This is a genomic window from Enterobacter cloacae complex sp. P47BA, assembly GCF_014930485.1.
GTDB classification, from domain to species: domain Bacteria; phylum Pseudomonadota; class Gammaproteobacteria; order Enterobacterales; family Enterobacteriaceae; genus Enterobacter; species Enterobacter bugandensis.
In genome coordinates, this window is record NZ_JADBRF010000023.1 from 1 (window position 1) to 12,948 (window position 12,948).

13 protein-coding genes and 1 tRNA gene are annotated in these 12,948 nt (G+C 56.6%); 10 read left to right on the forward strand and 4 right to left on the reverse strand.

The window, feature by feature from the left end:
• Positions 1-121: 121 nt before the first annotated feature.
• Positions 122-197: transfer RNA gene (locus IM299_RS19910), tRNA-Trp, on the forward strand.
• Positions 198-295: 98 nt separating this feature from the next.
• On the opposite strand, the gene hdfR is transcribed toward IM299_RS19910, so the two are convergent.
• Entirely contained in the window at positions 296-1,117 is an 822-nt protein-coding gene (hdfR, locus tag IM299_RS19915; RefSeq protein WP_028014823.1) for an HTH-type transcriptional regulator HdfR, read from the reverse strand.
• Positions 1,118-1,235: 118 nt separating this feature from the next.
• Here hdfR and IM299_RS19920 point away from each other — a divergent pair, with 118 nt between their 5' ends.
• Positions 1,236-1,574 (forward strand): DUF413 domain-containing protein, encoded by a 339-nt coding sequence (locus IM299_RS19920; RefSeq protein ID WP_008501577.1) that lies wholly within the window; start codon positions 1,236-1,238, stop codon positions 1,572-1,574.
• 25 nt (positions 1,575-1,599) lie between these two features.
• Here the strand turns inward: IM299_RS19920 and IM299_RS19925 are convergent, their stop codons facing one another.
• On the reverse strand, positions 1,600-3,120 hold the full coding sequence (locus IM299_RS19925; RefSeq protein WP_193358000.1) for a YifB family Mg chelatase-like AAA ATPase: 1,521 nt from the start codon (positions 3,118-3,120) through the stop codon (positions 1,600-1,602).
• 342 nt (positions 3,121-3,462) lie between these two features.
• Between IM299_RS19925 and ilvL the strand changes: the two genes are divergently transcribed.
• The 7 genes from ilvL to ilvA all read left to right on the forward strand — a co-directional run bounded on the left by ilvL (position 3,463) and on the right by ilvA (position 10,013).
• On the forward strand, positions 3,463-3,561 hold the full coding sequence (ilvL, locus tag IM299_RS19930; protein WP_001311244.1) for an ilv operon leader peptide: 99 nt from the start codon (positions 3,463-3,465) through the stop codon (positions 3,559-3,561).
• 86 nt (positions 3,562-3,647) lie between these two features.
• Positions 3,648-3,698 (forward strand): peptide IlvX, encoded by a 51-nt coding sequence (ilvX, locus tag IM299_RS19935; protein ID WP_166792073.1) that lies wholly within the window; start codon positions 3,648-3,650, stop codon positions 3,696-3,698.
• A gap of 2 nt (positions 3,699-3,700) precedes the next feature.
• A complete protein-coding gene (gene ilvG / locus IM299_RS19940) occupies positions 3,701-5,347 on the forward strand; it encodes an acetolactate synthase 2 catalytic subunit (RefSeq protein WP_048957433.1) in 1,647 nt (548 codons plus the stop codon).
• Complete coding sequence (gene ilvM, locus IM299_RS19945; protein WP_003860184.1) at positions 5,344-5,607, forward strand: acetolactate synthase 2 small subunit; 264 nt, start codon at positions 5,344-5,346, stop codon at positions 5,605-5,607. Before ilvG ends, ilvM begins: the two co-directional genes overlap by 4 nt.
• An 18-nt stretch (positions 5,608-5,625) precedes the next feature.
• Positions 5,626-6,555: a branched-chain-amino-acid transaminase gene (ilvE, locus tag IM299_RS19950; protein WP_003860182.1), complete on the forward strand. Its 930-nt coding sequence runs from the start codon at positions 5,626-5,628 to the stop codon at positions 6,553-6,555.
• A gap of 60 nt (positions 6,556-6,615) precedes the next feature.
• Positions 6,616-8,466, forward strand: coding sequence for a dihydroxy-acid dehydratase (ilvD, locus tag IM299_RS19955; RefSeq protein WP_047366694.1), 1,851 nt, complete (start codon positions 6,616-6,618; stop codon positions 8,464-8,466).
• A gap of 2 nt (positions 8,467-8,468) precedes the next feature.
• Positions 8,469-10,013, forward strand: coding sequence for a threonine ammonia-lyase, biosynthetic (gene ilvA, locus IM299_RS19960; protein ID WP_193358012.1), 1,545 nt, complete (start codon positions 8,469-8,471; stop codon positions 10,011-10,013).
• Here ilvA and ilvY read toward each other — a convergent pair whose 3' ends face one another.
• Entirely contained in the window at positions 10,014-10,904 is an 891-nt protein-coding gene (gene ilvY / locus IM299_RS19965; protein WP_008501572.1) for an HTH-type transcriptional activator IlvY, read from the reverse strand.
• A 152-nt stretch (positions 10,905-11,056) separates the two neighbouring features.
• Between ilvY and ilvC the strand changes: the two genes are divergently transcribed.
• Positions 11,057-12,532 carry a ketol-acid reductoisomerase gene (ilvC, locus tag IM299_RS19970; protein WP_021242831.1) on the forward strand — a complete coding sequence of 492 codons (1,476 nt, stop codon included), beginning with the start codon at positions 11,057-11,059 and terminating at the stop codon, positions 12,530-12,532.
• Positions 12,533-12,618: 86 nt separating this feature from the next.
• Here ilvC and ppiC read toward each other — a convergent pair whose 3' ends face one another.
• Positions 12,619-12,900 (reverse strand): peptidylprolyl isomerase PpiC, encoded by a 282-nt coding sequence (gene ppiC, locus IM299_RS19975; protein WP_004886861.1) that lies wholly within the window; start codon positions 12,898-12,900, stop codon positions 12,619-12,621.
• Positions 12,901-12,948 lie beyond the last annotated feature (48 nt).

Sequence of the window (12,948 nt, forward strand, 5' to 3'; positions counted from 1 at the left end):
TTCAGTCGGTTAGAATACCTGCCTGTCACGCAGGGGGTCGCGGGTTCGAGTCCCGTCCGTTCCGCCACTTATTAAGACATTAAGCCTGCCAGTAATGGCAGGCTTAATGGCAAAAAACTTTAGGGGCGTAGCTCAGTTGGTAGAGCACCGGTCTCCAAAACCGGGTGTCGCGAGTTCGAGTCTCTCCGCCCCTGCCATATAGAATCCTTTGCTTCGGCAAAGGATTTTTTTTGCCTGAAACCCGGTGAAATTTCACCATTCTTAAATGCAGCCAGCGTCCCTGCTGGCCTCAGCCTCAATCCATTACATTGATTTTTAATAGATCTTTTATTTGCGATTGCTTGTCGCTATTTTGCAGCCAAATCGCATACAGCGGCCGCGAAAGGGTGGTGGAATCCACCACGGTATGCAGTCCAGGCTTGGTGTCTGCCCAACGGACTGGTAACCAGGTGCAACCCTTCAGCAAGGGGAGTTGCTGACAGGCAATCTCGGCAGAACTGGTTGTTAACTGTGGAACATCATCAGGTGCGATCAATCCCGTCTCATGTTGCTGAAAATCAGGTCCCCACTCCAGCCGCAAATAGGTCAGGTCTGCTTTCATCTTTGAGGGTTCAGAAGCATAAAGAGCCAGACCGAACTGTCCAACAATCTGGCTGCTAAATTCGTCCATCTTGGGGGCTTCTGTAGTGATCAGCAGATCCAACTGACGCTCATGAAGTTGCTTAACCAGCGACTGACGTTGCGCAATTCTGGCTTCAAATTGTAAATGGCCATGGGAGTGATATAGCCGGGTAAGCCACTGACTGAGCATGCATTCCCACAGAGATGCGCTGGCCCCTATCGAGAACTCGTTGTGCCTCGACGTATGCGCAACCTCTTTGCGCGCTGCCTGCCAGGTATTCATCAATGTCTCCGCATACGGAAGCAGTTTTTCACCGGCAGGCGTGAGGCGGATATTGTTGCGATGGCGGGTAAAAAGATTCACACCCAGTTGATTTTCCAGCTGTCGAATACGAAAACTGACTGCTGACTGCGTCAGGTAAAGGGCTTCAGCGGCTCGCCCGAAGTGACGCGTTCTACTCACTTCAAGGAAAGTTTTTAGCAATTCCGTATCCACATCTTTCTCCGCAAAATAATTTGTCGTTATGATTTAAATGTTTTGTTTTACACTCTGTCAAGCGTAACTAATACTCCGCGCCATAAATAGCTCGGCCAAAGAATTAGGAGCGTGTAGGATGGCGGAAAGCTTTACGACGACTAATCGTTTTTTCGACAATAAACATTATCCGCGCGGGTTCTCTCGTCACGGCGATTTCACCATCAAAGAGGCGCAGCTGCTTGAGCGTCATGGTTATGCCTTTAACGAGCTGGATCTGGGTAAACGTGAGCCTGCAACTGAAGATGAAAAACAGTTTGTCTCAGTGTGCCGTGGTGAGCGTGAGCCGCAGTCTGAAGCGGAACGTGTATGGATCAAGTACATGGCTCGCATTAAGCGTCCAAAACGTTTCCATACGCTGTCTGGCGGTAAACCGCAGATGGAAGGTGCAGAAGACTACACCGAGTCTGACGACTAATAAAAAAGGGGCTACGGCCCCTTTTTTATGCCAGTAACTTTTGCAGATGCAAAAGCAAACGATCAATCGCCCGATAGCTCAGCGCTTCCTGCAAGTGTATCCTCGCAATATCAGTACAGCCCTCCACGTCCGCAATGGTTCTGGCTACTTTTAACAAGCGCTGCCACGCACGTATGGAAAGCCCGAAGCGCGTCAACGTCTCCTCCAGCCAAGCCGCATCTTCAACGTTAAGAGAACAAAACTGTCGGATCCCTGCATTATCCAGTCGTGCATTCAGCCTGTTTTGACGGGCATACTGTCTCGCCTGTGCCGCGATAACCCGCTCGCGAACATGCGCGGAGCTTTCACCCAGTCTATCCGTCTGCCTGAGTAGGCCCGGCGGCGGAAGGGGGATTTCCAGTGATAAATCGAAACGGTCGAGAAACGGGCCAGACAGCTTTCCCAGATAGCGCAGCGTCTGCTCTGGCGTACAGCGGTTATGGTTGCCCTGATAATGCCCCGTCGGACTGGGGTTCATCGCCGCCACGAGCTGAAAACGGGCGGGATAGCTTATTTTGGCTCGCGTGCGTGAAATATGTATCTCACCGGATTCAATGGGCTCCCTCAGCGCATCCAGCACGCGGCGCTCAAACTCAGGCAGCTCATCGAGAAACAGAATGCCATTGTGTGCCAGCGAGATCTCACCCGGCCCCGGAATAGACCCACCACCGACCATTGCCGTCAGTGACGCGCTATGATGCGGGGAACGAAAGGGACGTCGACGCCACTGTTTGTGCAACGACGTCGAACCGATCAGGCTATAGATGGCGGCGCTTTCCAGCGCTTCATGGTTATTAAGCGGCGGGAGCAATCCGCTTAGCCTGCTTGCCAGCATGGTTTTGCCCGTACCCGGCGGGCCAATCAGCAGGAGATTGTGCCCACCCGCTGCCGTAATCTCCAGCGCCCGTTTCCCTTGCTCCTGTCCCATGATCTCGCTGAGGTCTTCTGGCGCATCCGCTATAGCCTCTTCGCACTCTTCCGGCTCGGACAGTTCATGGCGGCCTTCCAGCCAGGCGCACACTTCCTGAAGATGCCCGGCGACGAGACATCCCTTTTCTGCAATAAGACTCACTTCTGATGCGTTTTCATTGGCCACAACGATTTGCCGCCCTGCACGTATGGCTTCTAGCGCTCCCGATATCGCACCGGGAACGCCTCTCAGTGCGCCTGTGAGCGCGAGTTCACCCACGAACTCATACGAGCCTAGCCTGGTCGTATTAAGCTGCTCAGAAGCCGCGAGAAGCGCAATTGCGATAGGTAAATCGTATCGCCCACCCTCTTTGGGCAGGTCGGCGGGAGCAAGGTTGATGGTGATCTTCTTTGCGGGGAAGGTATAACCGCTGTTTATTATTGCGCTACGAACGCGGTCCCTGGCCTCTTTAACCGTGGTTTCAGGTAACCCGACAAGCGTGAGTCCGGGCAGCCCATTACTCAAATGAACCTCTACGGAAATCAGCGGTGCCTTCACCCCGAGAGCCGCACGTGTATAAACAACTGACAGTGACATTTGCACTACCTCCTGGTATGACTATGCCAGCGGCTATATCGTCCTTTTAGCGTCATTTTGCGAATTTACGGCACCTTTTCAGGATTTTTTATGCCGCATTCATGCCATTGCATAATCATGGAAGCCTTCTCGCAGAACGTGAAAAACCGCGTTTTGACGTTGTGGTCAGCAGTGAAAAAAATGAAAAATATTCATTTTCTATTTTCCTCATATAAAACAACGATTTTAAGAAATATGATTTGCTGGCTAATCAAATGAGCCATAAATAAATCTTGTGTTTGTTTTGAATTCTGTGATAACTCTTTAGGTATTCCTTCGAACAAGATGCAAAAAGAACTGAAAATGACAGCCCTTCTACGAGTGATTAGCCTGGTCGTGATTAGCGTGGTGGTGATTATTATCCCACCGTGCGGGGCTGCACTTGGACGAGGAAAGGCTTAGAAATCAAGCCTTAACGAACTAAGACCCCCGCACCGAAAGGTCCGGGGGTTTTTTTATGACTAAAAAACTTAAATGAGGAGCAGAGAATGACGACTAGCACAAAATTCTGTTTCTCCAGATTTATGACGGGGAACTAACTATGAATGGGGCACAATGGGTAGTACATGCGTTGCGCGCGCAGGGAGTCGAAACCGTATTCGGTTATCCGGGTGGCGCAATTATGCCGATTTACGATGCACTGTATGACGGCGGCGTGGAACACCTCTTGTGCCGACACGAGCAGGGCGCAGCGATGGCAGCCATTGGTTATGCCCGCGCGACAGGTAAAACCGGTGTATGCATGGCGACCTCAGGTCCGGGCGCAACGAACCTGATCACCGGCCTGGCTGACGCGCTGCTCGATTCAGTCCCTGTCGTGGCGATTACCGGTCAGGTGGCCTCTCCGTTCATCGGTACCGATGCCTTCCAGGAAGTAGACGTCCTCGGCTTATCGCTGGCCTGCACCAAGCACAGCTTCCTCGTTCAGTCCCTCGAAGAGCTCCCGCGCGTGATGGCCGAAGCGTTCGAGGTTGCCAGTTCTGGCCGTCCTGGCCCTGTTCTGGTGGATATCCCGAAAGATATCCAGGTTGCACTTGGCGATCTGGAGCCGCATTTCTCCACCGTGGAAAGCGACAATGCGTTTCCCCATGCAGAGGTTGAAGAGGCGCGTCAGATGATGGCGCAGGCGAAGCAGCCGATGCTGTACGTCGGCGGTGGGGTGGGTATGGCGCAGGCTGTTCCGGCGCTTCGCGCGTTCCTTGCAACCACGCAAATGCCCGCCACCTGCACCCTGAAAGGTCTGGGTGCGGTAGACGCGGACTACCCGTACTACCTCGGCATGCTGGGAATGCACGGCACTAAAGCGGCAAACCTGGCGGTGCAGGAGTGCGACTTGCTTATCGTCGCAGGCGCCCGTTTTGACGACCGCGTCACCGGCAAGCTGAATACCTTCGCGCCGAATGCCAAAGTGATCCATATGGATATCGACCCGGCGGAGATGAACAAACTGCGTCAGGCGCACGTGGCGTTGCAGGGCGATCTTAACGCGCTGTTACCGGCGCTGGAGCAGCCGCTGGATATCAACGCATGGCGTCAGCACACCGCAGACATGCGCGCTGAGCATGCCTGGCGTTACGATCACCCAGGCGATGCCATCTATGCGCCGCTGCTGTTGAAGCAGTTGTCCGACCGTAAACCCGCCGACAGCGTGGTGACGACCGATGTGGGCCAGCATCAGATGTGGTCAGCCCAGCATATGACCTACACCCGCCCGGAGAACTTCATCACCTCCAGCGGCTTAGGCACGATGGGCTTCGGCCTGCCGGCTGCCGTAGGCGCACAGGTGGCCCGCCCGAACGATACCGTGATCTGTATCTCCGGTGACGGCTCCTTCATGATGAACGTTCAGGAGCTCGGCACCGTGAAGCGCAAGCAGTTACCGCTGAAGATCGTGTTGCTCGATAACCAGCGTTTAGGGATGGTTCGCCAGTGGCAGCAGCTGTTCTTCCAGGAGCGTTACAGCGAGACAACCCTGACCGATAACCCCGATTTCCTCACCCTGGCCAGCGCCTTCGGCATTCCTGGCCAGCACATCACCCGTAAAGACCAGGTTGAAGCGGCACTCGACACCATGCTGTCAAGCGAAGGGCCATACCTGCTTCATGTCTCAATCGACGAGCTTGAGAACGTCTGGCCGTTGGTACCGCCCGGTGCCAGTAACTCACAAATGCTGGAGAAATTATCATGATGCAACATCAGGTCGCCGTGCAGGCTCGCTTCAACCCGGAAACGTTAGAACGCGTTTTGCGTGTGGTCCGCCACCGTGGTTTTCAGATTTGCTCTATGAATATGGAAACGGCCACCGACGCCCAGAACATCAGTATCGAATTAACCGTTGCCAGCCCGCGGCCGGTCGACTTACTGTTTAGTCAGTTATCAAAGCTGGTAGACGTTGCCCATGTTGCCATCTGCCAGAGCACAACCACATCACAACAAATCCGCGCTTGAGCGTGACAGGACGAAAAAATGACGACAAAAAAAGCTGATTACATTTGGTTCAATGGTGAGATGGTTCGCTGGGAAGACGCGAAAGTTCACGTGATGTCCCACGCGCTGCACTACGGTACCTCCGTGTTTGAAGGCATCCGTTGCTACGATTCTCACAAAGGGCCAGTGGTGTTCCGCCATCGCGAACACATGCAGCGTCTGCATGACTCAGCCAAAATTTATCGTTTCCCGGTCTCTCAAAGCGTTGATGAGCTGATGGAAGCCTGCCGCGAAGTGATTCGCCAGAACAAACTGACCAGCGCCTATATTCGCCCGCTGGTCTTCGTGGGCGACGTCGGCATGGGCGTGAACCCGCCAGCCGGTTACAACACCGATGTGATCATTGCCGCGTTCCCGTGGGGTGCCTACCTGGGCGCAGAAGCACTGGATCAGGGGATCGACGCAATGGTTTCTTCCTGGAACCGCGTGGCGCCAAACACCATCCCGACCGCCGCTAAAGCGGGCGGTAACTACCTCTCCTCACTGCTGGTCGGCAGCGAAGCGCGCCGCCACGGCTATCAGGAAGGCATCGCCCTCGACGTGAACGGCTACATTTCAGAAGGCGCGGGCGAAAACCTGTTTGAAGTAAAAGACGGCATACTGTTTACGCCGCCATTCACCTCGTCCGCGCTGCCGGGCATCACCCGTGATGCGATCATCAAGCTGGCGAAAGACCTTGGTATCGAAGTGCGCGAGCAGGTGCTGTCCCGCGAATCCCTCTACCTGGCAGACGAAGTGTTCATGTCCGGTACCGCGGCTGAAATCACGCCGGTTCGCAGCGTCGATGGTATTCAGGTGGGTGAAGGCCGCTGTGGTCCGGTGACCAAACGCATCCAGCAAGCCTTCTTCGGCCTCTTCACCGGCGAAACAGAAGACAAATACGGCTGGTTGGATCAGGTTAATCACTAAGTATAAATGTGGGACGGCACGCACCGTCCCATTAAATAGTCAGACGGGAGTCAATAAAGCATGCCTAAGTATCGTTCAGCCACCACCACCCACGGCCGTAACATGGCGGGTGCCCGCGCATTGTGGCGCGCCACCGGAATGACCGACGCCGATTTCGGCAAGCCGATTATCGCCGTGGTGAACTCCTTCACCCAGTTTGTACCGGGCCACGTGCATCTGCGCGATCTCGGTAAGCTGGTTGCCGAGCAAATCGAAGCCTCCGGCGGCGTGGCGAAAGAGTTCAACACCATTGCGGTGGATGACGGTATCGCAATGGGCCACGGGGGAATGCTCTATTCACTGCCGTCGCGCGAGCTGATCGCCGACTCGGTGGAGTATATGGTCAACGCCCACTGCGCCGATGCGATGGTCTGTATCTCCAACTGCGACAAAATCACCCCGGGGATGCTGATGGCCTCCCTGCGCCTGAACATTCCGGTGATCTTCGTCTCCGGCGGTCCGATGGAGGCGGGTAAAACCAAGCTCTCCGACAAAATCATCAAGCTCGACCTGGTCGATGCGATGATCCAGGGCGCAGACCCGAAAGTCTCTGACGAGCAGAGCGATCAGGTGGAACGCTCCGCGTGCCCGACCTGCGGCTCCTGTTCCGGCATGTTCACGGCCAACTCCATGAACTGCCTGACCGAAGCGCTGGGCCTTTCCCAGCCGGGCAACGGCTCGCTGCTGGCGACCCACGCCGACCGTAAGCAGCTGTTCCTCAACGCCGGTAAACGTATCGTTGAGCTGACCAAACGCTACTACGAGCAGGACGATGCCAGCGCGCTGCCGCGCAATATCGCCAGTAAAGCGGCGTTCGAAAACGCCATGACGCTGGATATCGCCATGGGCGGCTCCACTAACACCGTTCTGCACCTGCTGGCCGCCGCGCAGGAAGCCGAAATCGACTTCACCATGAGCGACATCGATAAGCTCTCCCGCAAAGTGCCGCAACTGTGTAAAGTCGCGCCGAGTACCCAGAAGTACCACATGGAAGACGTGCACCGTGCAGGTGGCGTCATAGGTATTCTGGGCGAGCTGGATCGCGCCGGGCTGCTGAACCGCGACGTGAAAAACGTCCTCGGCCTGACGCTGCCGGAATCGCTGGACCAGTACGACGTGATGCTGACCAAAGACGACGCGGTGAAAAAGATGTTCCGCGCCGGTCCGGCCGGTATTCGCACCACCCAGGCGTTCTCGCAGGATTGCCGCTGGGACACGCTGGATGACGACCGTGCTGAAGGCTGCATCCGCTCGCTGGAGCACGCCTACAGCAAAGACGGCGGTCTGGCGGTGCTGTACGGTAACTTTGCAGAAAATGGCTGCATCGTGAAGACCGCTGGCGTGGACGACAGCATCCTGAAATTCACCGGTCCGGCGAAAGTGTATGAAAGCCAGGACGAAGCGGTAGATGCCATCCTCGGCGGCAAAGTGGTGGAAGGCGACGTGGTTGTCATTCGCTACGAAGGGCCAAAAGGCGGCCCGGGCATGCAGGAGATGCTCTACCCGACCACCTTCCTGAAATCGATGGGCCTCGGTAAAGCCTGCGCGCTGATCACCGACGGGCGTTTCTCCGGCGGCACGTCTGGTCTCTCCATCGGCCACGTCTCCCCGGAAGCGGCAAGCGGCGGCAACATCGCGATCATCGAAGATGGCGATCTGATTGAAATCGACATTCCGAATCGCGGCATTCAGCTCAAGCTGAGCGACCAGGAGATTGCGGCCCGTCGTGAAGCGCAGGAAGCCCGCGGCGACAAAGCCTGGACGCCGAAAGATCGCCAGCGCGAAGTCTCCTTCGCCCTGCGCGCCTATGCGAGCCTTGCAACCAGTGCAGATAAAGGCGCGGTGCGCGATAAATCTAAACTTGGGGGCTAATGATGGCCGAGTCACAACCCTTATCCGCCGCCCCCGAGGGGGCGGAATACCTGAGAGCGGTGCTGCGCGCGCCGGTCTATGAAGCCGTGCAGGTCACCCCCCTGCAGAAAATGGAAAAACTCTCTTCGCGCCTCGACAACGTCGTTCTGGTGAAGCGCGAAGACCGCCAGCCGGTGCACAGCTTTAAGCTGCGCGGCGCCTACGCGATGATGGCCGGGCTGACCGACGAGCAAAAAGCGCGCGGCGTGATTACCGCGTCGGCGGGCAACCATGCGCAGGGCGTGGCGTTCTCGTCTGCTCGTCTGGGTCTGAAAGCGCTGATCGTGATGCCGGTTGCTACCGCCGACATCAAAGTCGACGCGGTGCGCGGTTTTGGCGGAGAAGTGCTGCTCCACGGCGCGAATTTTGACGAAGCCAAAGCCAAAGCGATCGAGCTGGCGCAGCAGCAGGGCTTCACCTGGGTGCCGCCGTTCGATCACCCGATGGTGATTGCCGGGCAGGGCACGCTGGCGCTTGAGCTGTTGCAGCAGGATGCCCATCTCGACCGCGTCTTCGTCCCGGTGGGCGGCGGCGGGCTGGCGGCAGGCGTGGCGGTGCTGATTAAACAGCTGATGCCGCAGATCAAAGTCATCGCCGTTGAGGCGGAAGACTCTGCCTGCCTGAAGGCGGCGCTGGACGCCGGTCATCCGGTAGACCTGCCGCGTGTCGGGCTGTTTGCCGAGGGCGTGGCGGTGAAGCGCATTGGCGATGAAACGTTCCGTCTGTGCCAGGAGTATCTGGACGATATCGTCACCGTCGACAGCGACGCCATCTGCGCGGCAATGAAAGATCTGTTCGAAGATGTACGTGCGGTGGCGGAGCCGTCCGGCGCGCTGGCGCTGGCGGGGATGAAAAAATACATCGCCCAGCACAACATTCGCGGCGAACGTCTGGCGCACGTGCTCTCTGGTGCGAACGTGAACTTCCACGGCCTGCGCTACGTTTCCGAGCGCTGCGAGCTGGGCGAACAGCGTGAAGCGCTGCTGGCGGTGACCATCCCGGAAGAGAAGGGCAGCTTCCTCAAGTTCTGCCAGCTGCTGGGCGGTCGTTCGGTAACGGAGTTCAACTACCGCTTTGCCGATGCGAAAGATGCCTGCATTTTTGTCGGCGTGCGTCTGAGCCGTGGCGTGGAGGAGCGTAAAGAGATCCTCAGCCTGCTGCATGAAGGCGGCTACAGCGTGGTCGATCTGTCCGACGATGAAATGGCTAAGCTGCATGTGCGTTACATGGTTGGCGGTCGTCCCTCAAAGCCGCTCCAGGAACGCCTGTTCAGCTTCGAGTTTCCGGAATCGCCGGGCGCGTTGCTCAAGTTCCTGCACACGCTCGGCACGCACTGGAACATCTCTCTGTTCCACTACCGTAGCCACGGCACCGACTACGGGCGCGTGCTGGCGGCGTTCGAACTGGGCGAGCACGAGCCGGATTTCGAAACGCGCCTGAACGAGCTGGGCTATGAGTGCCACGACGAAACCCATAACCCGGCGTTCAGGTTCTTTCTGGCTGGCTAGCTAGTGGTTCGGCAATATCGTCCAGAACGCATCAATAAGCGGCTCATGCAGCCGCTTTTTTTGTGCGCACACGCCTAGCTCAAATGGCGTCTTCTCGTCGCTGCGCTCCAGAATCATCACGCGATTACGCACCGGTTCCGGGCTGTTTTCCAGCACCACTTCCGGCAGCAGCGCCACGCCGCAGCCGAGCGCCACCATCGACACCATCGCCTCATGACCGCTAACGGTGGCGTAAATCGACGGATTGCTGATTTTCTGACGGCGGAACCACAGCTCGATGCGGCGGCGCACCGGCCCCTGATCGGCCATGATAAACGGTACCGTGGACCAGTCCGGTTTTTCTACCGATACCTGATTACGCACCGGGCAGGGCAGGGCCGGGGCAATCAGCACCACCGCCAGATTCTCCAGCATCGAGAACGCCACCGCGCCCGGCAGGGTTTCGGGTTTTCCGGCAATGGCCAGATCCGCTTCGCCGGTCACCACTTTTTCCATTGCGTCGGCGGCGTCGCCGGTGGTGAGCTTAATTTCAACCGACGGATGCGCTGCGCGGAAGCGGTCGAGAATGGGGGGCAGATGGCTGTAGGCGGCGGTTACGGAGCAGAAAATATGCAGCTCACCGGAGAGTGATGGCCCCTGCTGATCAATAGAGTGCCGCAGCTGCTGGTACTGCAATAGCGTCTGCTGGGCAAAAATGCGCAGCTCTTCGCCCGCTTCCGTGAGGGTAACGGTACGGTTATCGCGCACGAAAAGCGGCTGGCCGAGGTCTTCCTCAAGGCGCTGGATCTGGCGCGAAAGCGTGGACGGGCTGACGTGCATCGCCCGGGCGCTGCGGCCAAAGTGACGGCTTTCCGCCAGGTGCAGGAACATTTTTAGATCGCGTAAATCCACCGATTCCACTCCCTCTTTTTACATTGCAAAAATTGCAATGTGACGTTGTGAATATATCAATTTCCGCAATAAATTTCCTGTTGTAATGTGGGTACATTCTCGCTGAAACGCGAACCGAACAATAAGACACACAACATCACGAGGTATCACCCATGGCTAACTACTTTAATACACTGAACTTGCGCCAGCAGCTGGCGCAGCTGGGCAAATGCCGCTTCATGGCGCGCGATGAATTTGCCGATGGCGCAAGCTACCTTCAGGGTAAAAAAGTGGTCATCGTCGGCTGTGGCGCACAGGGCCTGAACCAGGGCCTGAACATGCGTGACTCCGGTCTGGATATCTCTTACGCCCTGCGTAAAGAAGCGATTGCCGAAAAGCGCGCTTCATGGCGTAAAGCGACTGAAAACGGCTTCAAAGTGGGTACCTATGAAGAGCTGATCCCGCAGGCGGACCTGGTCGTTAACCTGACGCCAGACAAGCAGCACTCTGACGTGGTGCGTTCCGTACAGCCGCTGATGAAAGACGGCGCCGCGCTGGGTTACTCCCACGGCTTCAACATCGTTGAAGTGGGCGAGCAGATCCGTAAAGACATCACCGTAGTGATGGTGGCGCCGAAGTGCCCGGGTACCGAAGTGCGTGAAGAGTACAAGCGTGGCTTCGGCGTGCCGACGCTTATCGCAGTTCACCCGGAAAACGATCCGAAAGGCGAAGGCATGGCGATTGCCAAAGCCTGGGCTGCGGCGACCGGCGGTCACCGCGCTGGCGTGCTGGAATCTTCCTTCGTTGCGGAAGTGAAATCTGACCTGATGGGCGAGCAGACCATTCTGTGTGGCATGCTGCAGGCGGGTTCTCTGCTTTGCTTCGACAAGCTGGTGGAAGAAGGTACCGACCCGGCATACGCAGAAAAACTGATTCAGTTCGGCTGGGAAACCATCACCGAAGCGCTGAAGCAGGGCGGCATTACGCTGATGATGGACCGTCTGTCAAACCCGGCAAAACTGCGTGCTTACGCTTTGTCTGAACAGCTGAAAACCATTATGGCGCCGCTGTTCCAGAAACATATGGACGACATCATCTCCGGCGAATTCTCTTCCGGCATGATGGCGGACTGGGCCAACGACGACAAGAAACTGCTGACCTGGCGTGAAGAGACCGGTAAAACCGCGTTCGAAACCGCGCCACAATATGAAGGTAAAATCGGCGAGCAGGAGTACTTCGATAAAGGCGTACTGATGATTGCGATGGTGAAAGCAGGCGTTGAGCTGGCGTTCGAAACCATGGTGGATTCCGGCATCATCGAAGAGTCGGCGTACTACGAATCTCTGCACGAGCTGCCGCTGATCGCGAACACCATCGCCCGTAAGCGTCTGTACGAAATGAACGTGGTTATCTCTGATACCGCAGAATACGGTAACTATCTGTTCTCTTACGCCTGCGTACCGCTGCTGAAAGAGTTCATGACCACACTGCAGACGGGCGATCTGGGCAAAGCGATTGCGGAAGGTGCGGTAGACAACGCGCAGCTGCGCGACGTAAACGAAGCGATTCGCAGCCACCAGATCGAGAAAGTGGGCCACAAACTGCGTGGCTACATGACCGATATGAAACGTATTGCTGTAGCAGGTTAACAACCTTGTCGGGTGGCGCTTCGCTTACCCGACCTACAAAAACGTAAGATGTAGGCCGGGTAAGGCGCAGCCGCCACCCGGCTTTTTTATTTGCGATACAGCACTTTAATAATGTGATAACCGAACTGGGTATGCAGCGGACCGGTTGGCTCCAGCACCGGGCAGGAGAAGACCACTTTATCGAACGCCGGAACCATCTGGCCCTGACGGAATTCGCCTAAATCGCCGCCACGCTTGCCTGACGGGCAAATAGAGTGCTTCTTCGCCAGCTTGCCGAAGTCGGCGCCGTTTTTGATCTGCTCCAGAAGATCCAGAGCCAGTTTCTCTTCTTTAACAAGAATATGCAGTGCTGCTGCTGTTTTTGCCATGATCGTGCCTTGAGTGGTATGGATTAGGCTCGCTATACTACCACGCTG

Coding starts and splice junctions, on each gene's coding strand:
- IM299_RS19920 (WP_008501577.1), top strand. CDS start 1,236: ATGGCGGAAAGCTTTACGACGACTAATCGTTTTTTCGACAATAAACAT.
- IM299_RS19925 (WP_193358000.1), bottom strand. CDS start 3,120: ATGTCACTGTCAGTTGTTTATACACGTGCGGCTCTCGGGGTGAAGGCA.
- ilvL (WP_001311244.1), top strand. CDS start 3,463: ATGACAGCCCTTCTACGAGTGATTAGCCTGGTCGTGATTAGCGTGGTG.
- ilvG (WP_048957433.1), top strand. CDS start 3,701: ATGAATGGGGCACAATGGGTAGTACATGCGTTGCGCGCGCAGGGAGTC.
- ilvM (WP_003860184.1), top strand. CDS start 5,344: ATGATGCAACATCAGGTCGCCGTGCAGGCTCGCTTCAACCCGGAAACG.
- ilvE (WP_003860182.1), top strand. CDS start 5,626: ATGACGACAAAAAAAGCTGATTACATTTGGTTCAATGGTGAGATGGTT.
- ilvD (WP_047366694.1), top strand. CDS start 6,616: ATGCCTAAGTATCGTTCAGCCACCACCACCCACGGCCGTAACATGGCG.
- ilvA (WP_193358012.1), top strand. CDS start 8,469: ATGGCCGAGTCACAACCCTTATCCGCCGCCCCCGAGGGGGCGGAATAC.
- ilvC (WP_021242831.1), top strand. CDS start 11,057: ATGGCTAACTACTTTAATACACTGAACTTGCGCCAGCAGCTGGCGCAG.
- ppiC (WP_004886861.1), bottom strand. CDS start 12,900: ATGGCAAAAACAGCAGCAGCACTGCATATTCTTGTTAAAGAAGAGAAA.